11 protein-coding genes are annotated in these 18,202 nt (G+C 63.0%); 3 read left to right on the forward strand and 8 right to left on the reverse strand.

Annotated features, from left to right (window positions below; genetic code table 11):
• Positions 1–3: 3 nt before the first annotated feature.
• Complete coding sequence (locus AC1RMF_RS00920; RefSeq protein ID WP_493138827.1) at positions 4–2,433, reverse strand: GcvT family protein; 2,430 nt, start codon at positions 2,431–2,433, stop codon at positions 4–6.
• Positions 2,434–2,458: 25 nt separating this feature from the next.
• Positions 2,459–4,018, reverse strand: a complete 1,560-nt coding sequence (locus AC1RMF_RS00925; RefSeq protein WP_342618027.1) for a trimethylamine methyltransferase family protein — start codon at positions 4,016–4,018, stop codon at positions 2,459–2,461.
• A 161-nt stretch (positions 4,019–4,179) separates the two neighbouring features.
• On the opposite strand from AC1RMF_RS00925, the gene AC1RMF_RS00930 reads away from it, so the two are divergent.
• Complete coding sequence (locus AC1RMF_RS00930) at positions 4,180–7,164, forward strand: CHAT domain-containing protein (RefSeq protein ID WP_493138829.1); 2,985 nt, start codon at positions 4,180–4,182, stop codon at positions 7,162–7,164.
• A gap of 5 nt (positions 7,165–7,169) precedes the next feature.
• Here AC1RMF_RS00930 and AC1RMF_RS00935 read toward each other — a convergent pair whose 3' ends face one another.
• From AC1RMF_RS00935 to AC1RMF_RS00960, 6 genes are all read right to left on the reverse strand, one after another.
• Positions 7,170–7,655, reverse strand: coding sequence for a cupin domain-containing protein (locus tag AC1RMF_RS00935; protein WP_493138831.1), 486 nt, complete (start codon positions 7,653–7,655; stop codon positions 7,170–7,172).
• A 13-nt stretch (positions 7,656–7,668) separates the two neighbouring features.
• A complete protein-coding gene (locus AC1RMF_RS00940) occupies positions 7,669–9,888 on the reverse strand; it encodes a putative bifunctional diguanylate cyclase/phosphodiesterase (protein ID WP_493138833.1) in 2,220 nt (739 codons plus the stop codon).
• A gap of 187 nt (positions 9,889–10,075) precedes the next feature.
• Positions 10,076–10,540, reverse strand: a complete 465-nt coding sequence (locus AC1RMF_RS00945; protein WP_493138835.1) for a RidA family protein — start codon at positions 10,538–10,540, stop codon at positions 10,076–10,078.
• 9 nt (positions 10,541–10,549) lie between these two features.
• Positions 10,550–11,563, reverse strand: coding sequence for a transglutaminase family protein (locus tag AC1RMF_RS00950; protein WP_493138837.1), 1,014 nt, complete (start codon positions 11,561–11,563; stop codon positions 10,550–10,552).
• Entirely contained in the window at positions 11,563–14,139 is a 2,577-nt protein-coding gene (locus AC1RMF_RS00955) for a circularly permuted type 2 ATP-grasp protein (RefSeq protein ID WP_493139913.1), read from the reverse strand. The genes AC1RMF_RS00950 and AC1RMF_RS00955 overlap by 1 nt, the downstream gene beginning before the upstream one ends.
• Before the next feature lie 89 nt (positions 14,140–14,228).
• Complete coding sequence (locus tag AC1RMF_RS00960; protein WP_493138839.1) at positions 14,229–14,936, reverse strand: P-loop NTPase family protein; 708 nt, start codon at positions 14,934–14,936, stop codon at positions 14,229–14,231.
• A 166-nt stretch (positions 14,937–15,102) separates the two neighbouring features.
• On the opposite strand from AC1RMF_RS00960, the gene AC1RMF_RS00965 reads away from it, so the two are divergent.
• Complete coding sequence (locus tag AC1RMF_RS00965) at positions 15,103–16,530, forward strand: metallophosphoesterase family protein (RefSeq protein WP_342618020.1); 1,428 nt, start codon at positions 15,103–15,105, stop codon at positions 16,528–16,530.
• A gap of 62 nt (positions 16,531–16,592) precedes the next feature.
• Positions 16,593–18,200, forward strand: a complete 1,608-nt coding sequence (locus AC1RMF_RS00970; protein WP_493138841.1) for a potassium channel family protein — start codon at positions 16,593–16,595, stop codon at positions 18,198–18,200.
• Positions 18,201–18,202: the final 2 nt, after the last annotated feature.

An 18,202-nucleotide genomic window follows, 5' to 3' on the forward strand; every position in this document is an offset into this window, starting at 1 on the left:
GGCTTACATCCTCATGCGCTTGGCTTCAGGGTCAAAGGGCGGGTCCATTTGCAGGCGGGCCTTGCGGCGCTCGCCCAGGATTTCAATTTCCAGTTGCATGTCGGGTTTGACCAGTTCGGTAGGAATGTAGCCTTGGGCCAGCGACTGATCGACGTAATGTCCATAGCCGCCGGAGGTCACCCAGCCTACCACCTTGCCGTCCACCCAGATGGGTTCGTCGCCCATCACGTCGCAATCGTCGGCATCCACCACCATGAAGATGCGGGTGCGCTTGGGGCCTTCTTCCTTCTCCTTGATAGCGGCTGCTTTGCCGATGAAGTCGGGCTTGTCGAGCTTGACGAAGCGCTCCAGACCAGCTTCAAACGGTCCGTAGATGGGGCGGAACTCGCGGAACCAGGTGCCGAAGTTCTTCTCCAGGCGCAGGCAGAGCAGGGCGCGCATGCCGAAATTGCGGATGCCCAGGTCCTTGCCGGCTTCCATGATGCTTTCGTACAGGCGGCGCTGGTACTCGGGCGCGACCCAGATTTCGTAACCCAGGTCGCCGGTGTAGGTCACGCGGTTGACCTTGGCCTGCACGGTAGCCACTTCCATCTCGCGGTAGTCCATGAACTTGAAGGCTTCGTTGGACATGTCGTCGTCGGTGAGGCGCTGCAGCAGTTCGCGCGATTTGGGGCCCGCGATGGACAGGCCAATCAGCTTCATGCCGAAGGGTTCGATCTTCACCGAGCCATCCTTGGGCAGGTGCTGCTCGAACCAGCGCATGTGGTAGACCTGTGCCTGGCTGGAGCCCCACATCATGTAGCGGTTGTCCGCTGCCTTGGCGATGGTGAAGTCGCCAATGATCTTGCCGTTCTCGTTGAGCATGGGCGTGAGCATCAGGCGGCCGGTCTTGGGCATGGTGTTGGTCATGACCCTGAGCAACCAGGCCTCTGCGCCAGGGCCGGTGATCTGGTACTTGGCGAAGTTAGCGATCTCGGTCACGCCCACGGCCTCGCGCACGGCCTTGCATTCGGCCTTGATGTGCGGGAAGTCATTGGAGCGGTGGAAGCTCACCACGTCATGGGCTTCAGCCTTGCTGGGTGCAAACCACAGCGGGGTTTCCATGCCCCAGGAGTCGCCCATCACCGCGCCTTGCTCGATGAATTTGTCATACAGCGGCGTGGTTTGCAGCGGACGTGCTGCGGGCAGTTCCTCGTTGGGGAAGCGGATGCGGAAGCGCCGGGAGTAGTTCTCGCGCACCTTGGCGTTGGTGTAGGTGCGGGTGGCCCAGTCGCCGTAGCGCGCCACGTCCATGCCCCAGATATCGAAACCGGGGTCGCCGTCCACCATCCAGTTGGACAGCGCCAGACCCACGCCGCCGCCCTGGCTGAAGCCGGCCATCACGCCGCAGGCGCTCCAGAAGTTGGTGCGGCCTTGCACCGGACCCACCAGCGGGTTGCCGTCCGGCGCGAAGGTGAAGGGGCCGTTGATGACGCGCTTGATGCCGGCGTTCTCCAGTGTGGGGAAATGCTTGAAGGCAATTTCCAGCGAAGGCGCAATGCGGTCCAGATCGGGCTGCAGCAATTCCTGGCCAAAGCTCCAGGGTGTGTTCTTCGGGCTCCAAGGCACACCGGCCTGCTCGTACACGCCCAGCACCATGCCCTTGCCTTCCTGGCGCAAATAGCTCTCGGCGCCGAAGTCGATGACGTGGCCGATTTCCTTGCCGGCGCTCTTGTTGAAGGCTTCCACTTCGGGGATGTCGTCGGTGACCAAATACATGTGCTCCATGGCCAGCACGGGCAGCTCGATGCCCACCATGCGGCCCACTTCACGGGCCCACAGGCCGCCGCAGTTCACCACGTGTTCGCACTCCACCACACCCTTGTTGGTGATGACGCGCCAGGTACCGTCGGGCTTTTGTTCCAGGCTTTCGACCTTGGTCTGCACTTCGATGGTGGCGCCACCTAGACGGGCCGCCTTGGCGTAGGCATAGGTGGTACCGCTGGGGTCCAGATGGCCTTCGTTGGGATCGAGCAGGGCGCCCAGGAAGTATTTTTCTTCGATGAAAGGGAAGTACTCCTTGGCTTCCTTGACCGAGATGATTTCGGTTGCCATGCCCAGGTAGCGGCCACGGGCCACCGTCATCTTCAGGAACTCCATGCGCTCGGGCGTGTCGGCCAGCATGATGCCGGGCGACTTGTGCATGCCACAGGACTGGCCGGAGATGCGCTCGAGCTCTTCGTACAGGCTCACGGTGTAGCTCTGCAGCATGGCCACGTTGGGGTCGCCGTTGAGGGTGTGGAAGCCGCCGGCTGCGTGCCAGGTGGAGCCGCTGGTGAGCTGGTCACGCTCGATCAGCATCACGTCGCTCCAGCCCTTCTTGGTCAGGTGGTACAGAACCGAGCAGCCCACTACGCCGCCGCCAATGATGACTACCCTTGCTGTTGTCTTCACATCAAATCCTTGTTCAACTCAAAAATTAAAAATCGGTGGGGGCGCCGCCTTCGGCCTTGCGCCTGGACACAAAGGCGTCCAGTTCTTCTTCGATGGCCGGGTCCATGGCCGGGCGCTCGTATTCGGCCAGTTCCTTTTGCCAGATGGCATTGGCCTTTTGGTAGGCGGTGGGGCTGCCGCCCTCTTGCCAGGTCTCGAAATTGCGCCAGTCGGAAATCAGGGGCGAATAGAAGGCGTTCTCGAAGCGTTCCAGCGTGTGTGCGGTGCCGAAGTAGTGGCCACCGGGCTCCACGTCGCGGATGGCGTCCAATGCCAGCGCCGGTTCGCTCACATCCAGCGGGGTGAGGAATTCGGCCACCATCTGCAGCAGGTCGCAGTCGAGGATGAACTTCTCGAACGATGCGGTCAGGCCGCCCTCGAGCCAGCCGGCCGAGTGCATGATGAAGTTGCCGCCGCCCTGCGTCAGCGCCCACAGCGAGAACACCGACTCGTACGCAGCCTGTGCGTCCACCGTGTTGGCGGCATTCACGTTGGAAGTGCGATAGGGCACGCCGTACTTGCGGCAGAGCTGACCGCCAGCCAGCACCGCCTTCATGTACTCGGGCGTGCCGAATGCGGGAGCGCCGGTCTTCATATCCACATTGCTGGTAAAGCCGCCGTATACCACGGGCGCGCCGGGGCGCACCATCTGGGTAAAGGCGATGCCGGCCAGGGCTTCGGCGTTCTGTTGCACCAGGGCTCCGGCGATGGTCACCGGTGCCATGGCGCCCGCCAGCGTGAAGGGCGTGAGCATCACGATCTGGTTGCGCGAGGACATTTCCATGATGCCTTGCAGCATGGGTGTGTCGAGCTTGCGCGGCGAGTTGCTGTTGATGATGGTGAACAGCGAAGGCTCGGCCTCGAATTGCTCGTGGCTGATGCCGCGTGCAATGCGGGCGATCTCCATGCCGTCCTGGTTGCGCTCCTTGCCCAGCGAATACACATGGAAGGCCTTGTCGGTCAGCTTGGCAATGTCGGACAGGCAGTCCAGATGGCGTACCGAAGCGTGGATGTCGGTGGGCTCCACCGGGTAGCCGCCGGTGCAGTGGATGATGTCGTGGCACTGGGCCAGCTTGACCAGGTCGCGAAAGTCCTTCTGGTTGCCGGCGCGGCGGCCGCCTTGCATGTCGGAGCAGTTGGGCGGGCTGGCCACCTGGGCAAAGGCCAGGTTCTTGCCGCCAATGCGGATGTTGCGTTCTGGGTTGCGCGCATGCAGCGTGAATTCGCTGGGGCAGGTCTTGATGGTTTCCAGGATCAGGTTGCGATCGAAGCGCACCCGTTCCGAACCTTCCTTGACGTCGGCACCGGCCTTCTTGAGGATGGCGCGGGCGTCGGGGTGCATGAAGTCGATGCCCAGTTCCTCCAGCACGGTGAGGGAGGCATTGTGGATGGATTCCAACTCGTCTTCGGAGACCACCGGCGTAGGCGGCAAACGGTTTTTGAGGGAGCGGTATTTGACGGTGGAAGTGGCCGCACGGACGGTGCCGCTACCACGCCCGGCACGCCGCCTGGGGGACGCGGTGCGAGCTGTTACTTCATCTGACATGACTTGAATCTCCAGTGACGTGCAAAACGGCAAAAAAGATTATCAAGTCAAAAAAACGGAGCATTTACATGATGTTTTTGCAGCGAGCGAATGAGTTTTTGTAATGTGTCATGCGCACCGGTTTGCGTGCTATCGTGAAGCTCCATGATGGAGATACAGCGATGATTCTGCGCAGGCTGATTCGCGCCACCGTGATCGTGCTGGCGCTGGCGGCACTGTCCTTGCACGCCCAGGAGGAAGACTACGCATCGTCCTTCAAGGTGGTGAACGCCCAGGAGCGGGAAGTCCTGCGTGGCGTTCTGGCCGAGCCGGTGCCCGTCGGTGCGCCCGATGAGGTGTTGGCTGAACATTTTCAGAAGAAGCGCAATGCGGCTGACCGCTTGGGCGAATTCGAGGCGCGGGAAAAGGTCTACCAGCAGTGGGCCAAGGCCCTGCAGGACAGTTTTCTGCCCAAGCATCTGTTGGCGGGACTGCTGGAGGCGCGCGGGGACTTCGGTGCAGCGTTGCCCTTGCGGCACGAGGTGCTGAAGCTGACCAAAACGGAGCAGGACAAGGCCTATTACCGGCAGGTGCTGGCAAGCACGCTGTTTGCCGCTTCGCGATTTGACGAGGCGCGCCAGGTCAACGAGCAGGTGCGCGCCAGTCTGCCCGCGCTCAAGGTCAAGTACACCAAGCCACTGTCGCTGCAATACCTGCTGCGCACGGAGAGTGCGGTGCTGGAGCTGGATGCCCAGTTGCAGCGCAAGTACGGTCACTGGCCGGAGGCCGTCGCCAGCGCTACCGAGGCGGTGGATGTTGCGCGTGAGGCGTTGCGCACCTTGCGCTCCGTACCCAGCAGCGGCGATGGCGCCGCGCTGAATCGTGCCCGTATCGTTGTGGCGTCCCTTGGTACCCGCATGGGCACACGCACAGCTACCCTGCTGGAGGCTCGGCGCTTTGGCGAGGCGGAAAATTCCCTGCGTGAATTTGCCCGGCTGTCCCGTGAGGAAGAGCTTCCGCCGATCTACCTGAGCAGCATCAACAGGTTTGCGGGCAGCCTGAGCTTGAACCAGCGGCAGTTCATACGCAGCGAAGAATTCTTCCGCAAGGCCGACAAGGTATTTGAAGACCTGGGCTATCCGCAGCTGCATCGCAACCGCATGTGGGTTGCGCAGTTCGATCTGGCGGCACTGATTGGGCAGCGCCGCTGGGACGCCGCACTCAAGGAGCTGGATCGTCTTGATGCTGCGGCAGGCAATGATCCGGTACAGCAAAGAAGGGTGCGCCTCCAGTTCGAGCGGGGCCTGGTGTACCTGGGTGCGGGCGTGCGTACGGAAGAGGCCGCCACCTTGTTCGCGGAGCTGCTGGGCTCGGTGGGCAGGCGGTTCCCGGAACACCACTTCTACATTGCCCAGGCCCAGGGGTTGCGCGGCGTGGCGCTCTGGCGCACGGGCACTGCGCAGAACAAGACCCAGGCCACGGCCTTGTTGCAGGGCGCGGTACGCGACTACATGCTGCCGGACAACCTGGAATACGAGAGCCTGGGTGTGCGCAAGGACGTGCGCGACCTGGTTTTTTCCACCTACCTGGATGCCATGTTTCAAGGCCCGTCCGCGGGCGCGATGGACGCGATGACCCCGGCGGACTGGGTGCGCGGCGGGCTGGTCCAGGAAGCCATCTCGGACGCCGCCGTGCGCTCGGCGGCCGTGGACCCCAATCTCAATGACCTGGTGCGCCAGGATCAGAACGCCAAGAACGAAATGGAGGCACTGCGCAACTACCTGGCCGGTGAAGACGAAAACAGCAGCTCCGCCTTGCCGGAGACGGCGGCCAGGATGCGCGAACGCATCACGGCACTGGAGTCCGTCAGGCTGGGCCTGCAGAAGGAAATCCGGCGTCGCTTCCCTGATTACGACCGGCTGGTGCACCCCAATCCTGCCACCACCGACGACATCACCAAGGCGCTGGCGCCCGATGAAGCATTGATCATGTTGCAGCCCACGGCTGCCGCAGTTTATGCCTGGGCCGTGGCGGCCGATGGCAGCCATACGGCGGTGCGGGTTCCGTGGGAGGGCGCTGCGCTGGCCGCCAAGGTCAGGTCCCTGCGCAAGACGCTGGATTTTTCCGAGATGGGCAGCCGCATGACGCCCTTTGACGCGAAGTCATCCGCCGAGATCTACCAGCAATTGCTCAAGCCACTGGAGCCCACGTTTGCCGGCAAGAAGCATCTGGTCATTGCGGCCGGCGGCGCCCTGGGGCAAATTCCGTTTGGTCTGTTGCTGACCCAGCCCACGGCTTCAGCCGGAGCTGATGCGCCCTGGCTGATACGGCGCTATGCGGTGACCCATGTGCCCAGCCTTGGCTCTTGGCTGTCGATCCAGAAACTGGCCCGCTCCAAGCCGGCGGCAGAGGCACTAATCGCCTGGGGCGACCCCCAGTTTTCCACCGCCAAAGGCCCAGCCGCCAAGCCCGCCACGACCCGCCATGTGACCTTGACCCGTGCGGCGGTCGCGTCGGATCTGGAACAGGCGCCCGCCGGTGCCCTGCGCTATGGCGACATACCCGAGCTGCCGGAAACCCGCGACGAACTGCTGTCGATTGCGCGCGCCCTGCGGGCGGATTCGCTTTCCGACTTGCACCTGGGCGCGCAGGCAACCAAGACCAGCGTATTGCAGAGCAATGCGTCCGGTGAATTGGTGCGCAAGCGTGTGGTGGCATTTGCCACGCATGGCTTGATGGCCGGAGACTTGCCTCACCTCACCCAACCTGCACTGGCCCTGGCTGCGGCAGGAGCCAGTGACGGCAATCCTTTGTCGGCGCTCCTGGGCCTGGATGAGGTTCTGAACCTCAAGCTCAATGCGGACTGGGTGGTGCTGTCGGCGTGCAACACGGCTGCGGCGGACGGCAAGGGTGATGAGGCGCTCAGTGGGCTTGCGCGCGGATTCTTCTATGCCGGCAGCCGCAGCCTGCTCGTCACGCACTGGGCGGTGGAAAGTGAAAGCGCCAAGGAACTGACCAGCAGGACCATGCAGCATTACGCAGCCAGTGCGCAGGAGCGCAAGGCCGAGAGCCTGCGCCAGGCGATGATCGAGGTCATGGCCATGCCCCAGTTCCAGCATCCGGCCTTCTGGGCACCTTACGCCCTGGTGGGTGACGGTGGACGCTGAGCGACTCAGGCGTAGGGCGTGCCGTCCTTGTGCAGAAACTTCCAGCTGCCGTTTTGCATCACGGCCTGCAGATCGTCGTCTGGATAAAAGCCCTGGTCCCCGGGCGTGCGGTCGCCAACCTCCAGGTACACCACGGGCTCGGACGTCTCGTTGACCAGCTGGTGCCCGTTGCCGGTTCCCGCCTTGAAGCCGGCGCACATGCCCGGCGCCAGCAGTGTGGCGCCCTCATCGGTCAGCAAGGTGGGGTGGCCCTGCAGGATGTAGATGAATTCATCCTGCTTGCTGTGCGCATGGCGCAGGGCCGAGATGGCATTGGGCGCCAAGCGCGTGAGGTTCACACCGAAGTTGGACAGGCCGAACAGGTCGCCCAGCGCGCGCTTTTCGCGACCTGTCATGCGCGATGCAAACGGTTCGGGGTAGTTGCTGGGTTTGCTCCGCGCGGGTGCATCGGTCGCGCGGATGGCAGTGGGGGCGTTCACGGTGTCGGACATGGCAGTTGGGAAGTCAAGTGCGGCTTTGCAGCCAGCTCAGCAGGTCGGCTACAGCCAGGGGGCGGGAAAAAAGATAGCCCTGCGCTTCCGCACATCCCATGGACAGCAATTCGTTTGCCTGCTGCTGTGTCTCCACGCCTTCGGCGATCAGTTCGAGCTTCAGGGAGCGGGCGATGTCGATGATGGACTTGGCGACCCCGGCCGATTCGCACAGGTCGTCGACGAACGATTTGTCGATCTTCAGGCGATCGAGCTGCAACTGTCCCAGAATGCTGAGCGACGAGTAGCCCGTGCCGAAGTCATCAATGGCAATGGTCACACCCAGCTGCTTGAGCTCGCTCAATACGTTGAGCACAAAGTCCAGCTCTTCCGCCGCCATGGATTCCGTGATTTCCAGCTCCAGGTTGCGCGGCGAGATGCCCGCATCGGCCAGTGCACGGGTGACAGTGGCAACAAAGGCCGGGTCGCGGAACTGGACCTGCGACACGTTGACTGACATGCGGAAGTCGGGGTAGCCCAGGTCGTTGAGCGAACGCAGTTGGTGGCAGGCCGAGCGCAGAACAAATTCGCCAATGGAAATCATCAGCCCGGACTGCTCGGCCACCGGTATGAATTGGTCCGGCGGCACATACTTGCCGTCCTCGGTACGCCAGCGCAGCAGGGCCTCCGCGCCAATGGTGGAGCCATCCCGGAGCAGAACCTGGGGCTGGTACACCACGAAGAGGCGGTCCGACTCGAATGCTTCACGCAGGCGCCGTAGCAGGGTGCTGCGCTCGGTGGCGTCGGTCCCCATGGCTTCGCTGTAGTACATGCTGTCGCCGCGGTGTTGGGTCTTCGCCAGCTTGAGTGCGACATAGGCCTGCTTGAGCAGTTCGGCACCGCTCTTGCTGCCATTTTGGATGCGCACCAGTCCGCAGGTGGCGGAGACAGTCACGGTCTGGTTCAGCACCTGCAGCACAGCGCTGGAGCACAGCGCCAGCACTTCGGGCGTGATCTGCTGTTCGCTTCCGACCAGCGCAAAAGTGTCGGACGACAGGCGCGCCAGACCCACTTGGGGGCCGAAGGTGTCTGCCAGACGTTGGGCAAAGGTCTTGAGCAGTGCATCGCCGAATTCGTGTCCGAACATGGCGTTGTCGCCAGCAAAGTCATCCAGATCAATGACTGCCACGGTTCCGTTGCCCACCTGGTCTATTTGGTCCTGCAGCAGCTCCAGAAAACGGTTGCGGTTGGCCACGCCCAGCAGTTGGTCTTGGTAGGCCAGGCTGTACATGCGTTCGTGCAACAGCACGTTTTCCAAGCCCACGGTCATGCTGGAGCAAAAGGCCTGTATCAGTTGTTGGTCGATGGCACCAGCCGGGCAGGCATCCACATGGACCACCACCGTCTGGTCGCCCGGCGCCGGCAGATACAGGGTGGTCGTGGCGCCAACCAGATTGGCCTCCAATTCCAGGCTTTTCTGGATGACCTTGCGCGGCTCGCCCGGGGGCAACTGGCCGAGCGGAGTGTCCAGCAGTGTTGCGTAGACGCCGGTAGCCGCCACAACGCGGGTTTGTGTGTTTGCCGCATGGCTGAGCCTGGCACAGACCAGTCCATCCGCACGCGTGTTCATCAGGGCACAGAGCTGGGACAACAGACCCTGCGCAAAGCTCCGCAGGTTGCGCGACTTGCTGAGTTCCGCGCTGGAATGGACCACCACTTCCAGTCCGCGGCGCGTCTCTTCCATGGCCCTGAGGTGCTGGTAGGTTCGTATGGCTCCAGTCAGACTGGTGTAGAGGCGTACCAGCGACAGCTCGGTTTTGTTCTGGTAGTCATTGATCTCGTATTTCTGGATCGTCTCGATCTCGGGGGCGAAGCCGGGCTGGCCGGTGCGCAGAATGATCTGCACCGACTCCAGCGCGAATTCGTTGCGTATGGCCTTGACCAGACGCAAGCCTGCGTCCTCCGACTCCATCACCACGTCGAGCAGGACGGCGGCAATGTTCGCGTTGTTGGCCAGGTATTCGCGTGCCTGTGCGGACGAAAACGCCTGCAGAAATTGCAGTGACCGCCCCTCGATCTCCATGCCTCGCATGCTCATCAAGGTGGTGTCGTGCACGTCCTGATCGTCGTCCACCATCAGGACCAGCCAGGGGGGGAGCGCGGAAGAGTCGTCGGTATCGGGTGATTCGGCCGCGAATTCGAGCAGGTCGTCGTCGGCGACCTGGGAATCGGAGAGGGGCATCGGGCTGTTCATCGCAACATGGATTTCAGGTTGACTCAAAGGATGTCCAAATTTTTGCGAAACATTGATTGAACCTCCAGCTCATGTCGCCTGCCCTTGCATTTTTGCCCGTGTTGCGCATTGAGGCGCAACAGGGCTCACTCCACTGTAATGCAGAAAGGGGAATCCGTTTGGGATTCCCCTGCCGCTCTGCAACAAATCAGTTGGAGACGTCGACTTCGACGATGAGTTCGATTTCCACACAGCAGCCCATGGGAATCTGGGCCACGCCAAAGGCGCTGCGTGCGTGCGCGCCCTTGTCGCCAAAGACCTGACCGAACAGTTCGCTGGCACCATTGGTGACCAGGTGCTGCTCGGTGAAATCACTGGTGGAGTTGACCAGTGACATCAGCTTGACGATGCGTTTGACGCGGTTGAGATCACCCACTGCCGCGTGCAGGGTGCCCATCAGGTCGATGGCGATGGCGCGTGCTGCAGCCTTGCCTTCCTCGGTGCTGGTGTTCTTGCCGAGTTGGCCCACCCACGGTTTGCCGTCCTTCTTGGCCACATGGCCGCTCAGGAAGACCAGGTTGCCGGTCTGTACGAAGGGCACGTAGGCTGCAGCGGGAATCGCCACCGGGGGCAGGGTGATCTGCAGTTCGGCCAGTTTGTCGTAAATGCTCATGGTTTTGCCTTAGTTTTGGGACTGAGATTGGGTATATCCACCCGGCAGCGATTGGCTCTGAGACTGCGAAGTACCTCGTTCGAGGGTTTGCGTCTGCGCCTGCATCGCCGGCAGGTCGGGAGTTGCATTTTCACCTACCGGAGCCACCGTCACACCGACGGTGAGCACATGGCGCGCGCCGCCGTGGATGACGCCGCGCAAGGGCGATACGTCGCCAAAGTCGCGGCCGGTGGCAACGGTCACGTAATCCTCACCCGGCGCGTGCCAGGCCCAGCGGTTGTTGGTCGGGTCGAAGTTGCACCAGCGCTCTCCCTCTGGCAGGTCTGGCAGGTAGACGCTAACCCAGGCATGGGATGCATCGCTGCCAATGAGGCGGGGCTGGCCTTCGGGAGGGTTGGTGAGCATGTAGCCGCTGACATAGCGCGCTGGCAGCCCCAGGGTGCGCAGGCAGGCAATCATGATGTGCGAAAAATCCTGGCACACGCCCTTGCGCTGCGCCAGCGCCTGACGGGCTGGGGTGTTGATTTGCGTGCTCTGGCTCTCGTAGGTGAAGTCCTCGTGGATGCGCTGCATGAGTTCCATGCAGGCCGCCAGCAGGGGCGCGCCCGGCGTGAAGCTGGTCCTGGCATAGGCGGCGAACTCCATGTGCCGCGGAACAAAGGGTGAGGGGTAGACAAACTCGGAGGCCGCATCAAAGCGGTTGCCCGCCTGGTAGCGAAACATCTCCCTGACCTTCTCCCACGCCACAGCACTTTGGACCTCGTCGCTGGGGCGCGTGGCAATCAGGCTGTGGGCCACCACGTTGAGTACTTCATGCGGTGTCTGCAGCGAGAAGAAGCAGCGGGAGTTGCCGTAGACGTCATCTGAAAACCGCATTTGCGCGGGCGCCGGATTGACGTGAAGCGCGAAGTCCAGCACTGTTTGCGTGGCATGGGAGCGCGGCTCCATGTAGGCCATGTGCTGGGCCGTCTCCACCGCAGGCTGGTAGCGGTAGCTGGTGTCATGCGTGACTTGCAGCAGCATCAGGTGGCCACGCTCTGGTTAGATTCCGCGGCGTGGGTGAAGTAGGTGGCGCTGATTTCGTCGGAGACGTTGAACGCACTGGCGCGCAGCGTGTTCAGCAGATCCAGCAACGACACCGGCTCCAGCAGTTCGCTGGCGTGGTCGTGGTCGCTGGAAAAGTCCCAGTCCTGCGGTGCGGGCACCTTGAGCGACAGCGGGCTGAGCACCCCGGCCGGGCTACCGGCCAGTTTGGCCAGGCGTCCGCGCAGCGTGTGCGCCACCCAGGCCAGGGAGCGCGGATTGTCCAGGTCCAGAACCACCAGGTCGGTCAAGGCGGCAATGTCGCGGCTCTGCTGGTACTGGGCGCGGAAGGTGATGGTGCTGTCAAACAGATCCAGCATGGCCTCGAAGCCGCCGTCGCCTTCCAGCGTGCCCAGCTCCAGCCCGCTCTCCAGCGCGCCCGACAGGAAGGCCAGGCGCTCCACATGGCGCCCGATGCTCAGCAGGCGCCAACCGTCGTCACGCGTCATGCGGTCGGTTTGCGCACCGGTGATGGCCGCCAGATAGTCGCTGCTGGACTTGAGTACGCGCAGGGCTGCTGCGGCTGAGAAGTCGCCCTTGGCCGCATGGGCGGCGCAGCGGGCGAACAGCTCCTCTTCGCAGCGCACGATCATGCTCCAGTGTTCCTGCGAAAGGCGTTCGCGCACACAGGAGGCAGCCATCTTGAGCGCACGCAGGTTGTAGCCCACGCTGGTGGCACCATCGGTGGAGCCCAGGCTGGATATCAGCGAGCGCTCGAACACGCGCCGCGCCTGCACCGCAGAAGGCACGCGGGGCAACACCAGGGTGTTGCTCACGGCCATCTGCGACAGCCACTGCTGCAGCGGTACCGAAGTCTGGTATTCGCCACCCAGACACTCCAACGTAAGTCGCGCCAGGCGGACCGAGTTCTCGGCACGTTCGGTGTAGCGGCCCAGCCAGTACAGGTTCTCCGCGGCGCGACTGGTCACCAGGCGCTTGCGGCGCATGGGCAGGCTGGCCTGGCTACCGGTGGGCAGCAGGGTGCTGGTGTCCACCTCACCCTGGGTCAGTGCCCAGACATCGGCGCTGCTGCCGCCGCGCTGCATGGACGCGATGTCCATGCTGCTGCCAGCCACACGGGCCATGCCGCCGGGCAATACGCGCCAGCGCGGTGTACCGTCTTCGGCCAGACCGTTCGAGACTGCAAATACACGCAGCAAGACCGAGCGGGGGGCCACGCGGCCATTCTTCCCGGCGCCGTTGACCTGCCAGGTGGGCATTTGCGAAAACGGCAGGTAGGCCTGCACGGTATGTTCTTCGCCCTGGCGCAGGATGCGACCGGCAAGCGCATCCAGTTCCATGCGGCTGAGGTGCCGGGCAATGACCGGATTGAATGACTCGTGGATGTCGGAGCCGGGGTAGGTGGGCTTGATGGTGTGCTCCGCCAGGTAGGGCAGGACTTCTTCCATGGCGCTGTGCTCGCCGCACCACCAGGTGGCCAGGGCCGGAAGGCTCAGCTCCTCGCCCAGCACGTGTTGGGCCAATGCCGGCAGGAAACCCAACAGCGCTGGTGACTCCACAAAGGCCGAACCCGGCGCATTGGCCACCAGCACATTGCCAGCGCGTATGGCCTGCAGCAGTCCCGGCACACCCAGCGTGGAGTCGGCGCGCAGTTCCAGCGGGTCCATGTATTGGTCGTCTACCCGCTTGAGCAGGCCGTGAATCGGGACCAGTCCTTGCAGCGTCTTGAGGAACAGGCGCTCATCACGCACGATCAGGTCACTTCCTTCCACCAGCGTGATGCCCAGGTAGCGTGCCAGATAGGCATGCTCGAAATAGGTTTCGTTGTAAGGGCCAGGGGTCATCAGCGCAATGTGCGAGTCGGCACCGGCCGGGCTGAGTGCCTTGAGGCTCTCCATCAGCGCGCGGTAGGTGGCGGCCAGGCGCTGCACCCGCATGCTCTGGAACGCCTGGGGGAACTGGCGCGATACCGCCAGGCGGTTCTCCAGCAGATAGCCCAGCCCGGAAGGGGCCTGGGTGCGCTGGCCGACCAGCCACCACATGCCGTCCGGCCCGCGTGCAATGTCAAAGGCGGCCACATGCAGATGCACCCCGCCGGCCGGAACCACGCCGTGCATATTGCGCAGGTAGCCGGGGTGGCCATGCACCAGTGCACCGGGCAACAGGCCCTGCTTGAGAAAGTCCTGGGGGCCATACACATCGCGCAGCACGGCCTCGAGCAGGCGCACGCGCTGCAGCACGCCGCGCTCGATGTGGGCCCAGCTCTGAGGGGCCACGATGAGGGGGAACAGATCCAGTGACCAGGGGCGCTGTGGCCCCTCCTGATCGGCATAGACGTTGTAGGTGACACCGTTGTCACGAATCTGCCGCTGCAGGCTGGTGTAGCGCTGGTCCATTTCGGCAGCCGTGGGCGTATCGGCCTGGGCAAAGAACTCCTGCCAGTTGGCATTCAGCCCCGGGTCGGCGACTGAGCCTTTGTCCGTAGGTGCCACCCGGCCGCGCAGTTCGTCAAAGTGCCCGGCTTCCGGCGTGCAGCCCAGCGCCAGGGCCGGCATGTCGGGGCCCGCCTGGTTTGGGTCAGCGGAAGAGGGGTCAGTGGTGGCGCTCAAGTGTCACAGTATGCCAGTGGCCGTTGCATGGTTGCTTATTGCAAAGGCAGGGTGTCGAATGCGGCGTACACGCCTTTTTGCCAGTTCTTGACGCGCTGGCGCTCCAGCAGACCCAGGGCATCGTCACCCGTTTTTGTGTTGATGGCGGCCCAGAAGCTGGCGTTCTGGCGGTCGATCTTGCGCATGCTGGCTTCGTGCAATTGGCCCAGCGTGATGACCTTGGCACCCAAATCCAGCGCCTTTTGCATGGCAGAGGATGTGTCAAGCTGGGAGAAGTCGGTACCGCGTCCCTGGTTCTTCACCACGATGTAGTTGGGGCCTTCGCCGTAGGTGCTGAGCAGTCGCCCCAACAGGTCTACCGTGTCCTTGCCTGCGTCGGCCAGATGCCAGAAGTTGACCGTGATGCCCATCTCGGCCATAAGTGAGATCAGGTCGGAGTCGCGAATCCAGCGCGACAGCGGCGCTGCAGTCTGGGCGGCCAAGTCGACGATGACGCTTTTGGTCTGGCCGTCTGCAGTGGGGTTCTCGAATTCGCTGGCAATCTGGTCCAGACCTTCAAAGCTGTCCACCACCACGGGAGAGGCATAGTCCGCATAGAAGCGGGTGAACGAGGTGTGAGAACGGTCGGTGTCGAAGCCGGTGAATGGCAAGCCCTTGTCAATGTAATACTGGGCCAGCAGACGCGCTGCGACGGATTTGCCGACGCCGCCTTTTTCGCCGCCTATGAAATTGAGTGAGGGCATGTAATGTTCCGTATGTTGTGGTTGGATGGGTGCTCCATGCAATTACCGTGCAAGGTCACACGCCTCGGGAGCTGTATTTCATACAGGACAGGCAGGCTATTGTGCACAATCCGTAGCGGCGGCCGTTGACCCAGGATTTCACTTACCCACTGCGAACGATCTGAACATGACGCAAATCGACTACACCACCCGGACTGAATTGGGCGGCACATTGCCCCAGGGCAAAGGCCAGCATCTGCTGAGCCTGTTGCACATGAGCGATGTGCATGTAATGGACACCGTATCCCCGGCGCGCTGCGAGTGGATCGAACTGCTGGCCGAAGATCCCTACTGGAAGCCGCTGCTGCACATGCATCGGCCCTATGAGGCGCTGACCCACTGGGCGTTGGCCGCACACGTGGACAGCGTGCATCGCAACCCGGTGGCGCCCTGGAGTCAGACTCCGTACAACCTGGCGCTGAGCACCGGCGACAACATCGACAACGCCCAGGCCAACGAGCTGCAGACCTTTCTCAAGATCATGGCAGGTGGCCAGACCTCCCTGTCTGCCTACGGCGGCGTGCACGAAGCGGGCAAGGAGCTGGGCGACAAGGCTTGGCCCTTCTGGTGTCCGGACGCGGATCGGCCCGACACTTGGAAGGCGCAGGGCTATCCGGTGGTGCCGGGCTTCGTGGCACGGGCCAGCGCGCAATTGCAGTCGCCCGGCCTGGGCTTTGCCTGGACCAGCGTACCCGGCAACCATGACGTGATGCGCCAGGGCACCGCCTTGCCAAATCCGGCGATCGAGGCCATTGCCCGGGGCAGTGTCAAAGCATTGGCCGCCACGCCGGGTTTTAGGCCCGAGGACCCGCTGAATCTGTTCGTGGACCAGCCCGAGCTGTTCTCCACCGGGGGCGTGAACCGCCAGATTTCTGCCTCGACCCAGCGGCGCGCCGTGGATTTGCGTGAGTGGATGGCTGCCCATATGCAGCACGGCGCACTGGGCTACGACCCGTCGCACCTGCGTGACGGCCGGGCCGACACCTGTATCGATACCGAGCATGTGCGCATCATCCTGCTGGACACCAACCACCCGGGCGGTGACTACCAGGGCAGCATTGGCGCTGCGCAAGTGGCGTGGCTGGAGGCCCGTCTGGCCGAGGTGGAGCGTCAGCCCGGGCGGATTGCGGTGCTGGCCAGCCACCATGGATCGGTTTCGCTCATCAACACCCGAGGCGACGATCCGGAGCGACTGCTGGCCCAGGCTTTGACGGACGTGGTACATCGCCATCCCTGCGCGGTGGCCTGGCTGGTGGGGCACAGGCACTTGCATCGTGTCATGCCGCATCCCAGCCCGACTGGCAATGGTGCGGGTTTTTGGGAAATCACCACCGCCTCGCTGATCGACTGGCCATCGCAGACCCGGGCTGTGGAGTTCATCCGCCACGGCGACGGCACGCTTGAGATTGTCTGTACCTTGCAGGACCACCACGCGCCAGCAGGTAGTCTGGCTGCCTTGCACAGGGACCTGGCCAGGCTTTTCGCCGGTGATTCTGCGGGGCATATGCAAGGCACTGCGGGTGACGGAAACGTGCGCCTGTTTCTGAAGCGCTGATCAACCTGAAACCTGCACACTTCTTCATGCAATTCCATCTCAAACGATCCAGCAGACGATTCTTGGCCATTCTGGTGGTGCTTCCCATCACCGTGGTGTTCCTGGCACTCATCTATATGGTCGGCATGGAGCACCTGGAGGGGCGCACGCGGACCTTTTTGCAAAGCCTGCAGTGGGCTACCGAGACCATCACCACCACCGGCTATGGTGCCGACAGTGCCTGGAGCCATCCGGCCATGGCGCTGTATGTGGTGCTGGTGCAGTTTGCCGGGCAGTTCCTGATCTTCCTGGTGTTTCCGATGGTCATCCTGCCGTACTTCGAGGAGCAGTTCGAGGTGCGGCTGCAGCACCGCCTGCCCGCCATGGACGGCAAGGTGCTGTTCTACCGGTTCGGCCCCACCATCGAAGCGCTGCTGGATGAGTTCAAGAACAAGGGAACGCCCTTCGTCATCCTGGAAGAGGACATGGAGGTTGCGCGCAACCTGCGTGATCGTGGCTATGAAGTGGTGTTTGGCAAGCTGGCCGATGACCCGGCGGTTCTGACCAATGTGGCGCAGGCCAAGGCTGTTGTGGCCAACGACAATGACCACGCCAATGCCACGTTCACCATGGTGGTCCGCGAGCAGGGTTTCACGGGGCCCTTGTACGCACTGGCCGACGATCCGGTCTACCGCTACCCCATGATCCGCATAGGTGCATCCGAGGTGTTCACTCCGGCGCACGTGCTGGGTGCGGCCCTGGCGTCGCAGGCCAGTACGCGCATCAGTCCTCCGGCCGAAGGCATGCACCTGTTGGGAACCAAGATCGGCATGGCGGAATTTCGTGTGCGCGCCGAAAGCCCGTTGGCTGGCAAGAAGCTGGGCGAGCTGAGGCTGCGGGAGCGCCACGGCGTCACCTTGATCGGCCAATGGATGGGCGGCGTTTTCACCACCACCAAAGGGCCCCAGACCCAGGTGGAGGCGGGCGCCATTCTGGTGGCCGTGGGCACGCACGCCAATCTGGAAGCCGTTGAGCGCATGGCCATGCCGATTCGCCGCGCCGGCCCCATCGTGCTGGCCGGGTTGGGTGCAGTCGGGCAGAAGGTCGTGGAGATGCTCAAGGACGCAGGCGAAACCTGCGTGGTGATTGACCGCCAACCCGGTCCGGGCGTGGATCTGGTGGGCAGCGTGCTGGAGCGTGCCACTTTGAGCCGTGCCAACTTGCGCGATGCCAGCGCCGTGGTGCTGGCACTGAGTGATGACAGTGAATCGGTCTTTGCCAGTGCCGTGGTGCGCGATTACGCACCCCAGGTGCCGCTGATCGTGCGGGTGCAGCGCACGCGCAATACCGCGCGCATGTACCGCTCGGGTGCCGACTTCGCCATTTCGGTTGGCCAGGTGGCCGGGCAGATCCTGGCCTTTCAGCTGCTGGGCGAGCAGGCCTTGCAGGTCGAAAACCGTATCAAGTTTGCCCGTCTGCATCCTGGCGCCCTGAGTGGGCGCCATCCCTGGCGCAACGAGGAACTGGACAGCACGGGTGCCAAGGTGATTGCGGTGGAGCGTGCGGGTGAAATCATCGTGGAATTTGCCGATGACTTCGTCGTGCAGGATGACGACGCACTGTTCGTTTGCGGCTCACTCAACAGCCTGGAGCGCTACCAGCGCGCCTTCAAGACGACCAGCACGGTCTAGGG

The organism is Rhodoferax sp. GW822-FHT04A08 (assembly GCF_058801025.1).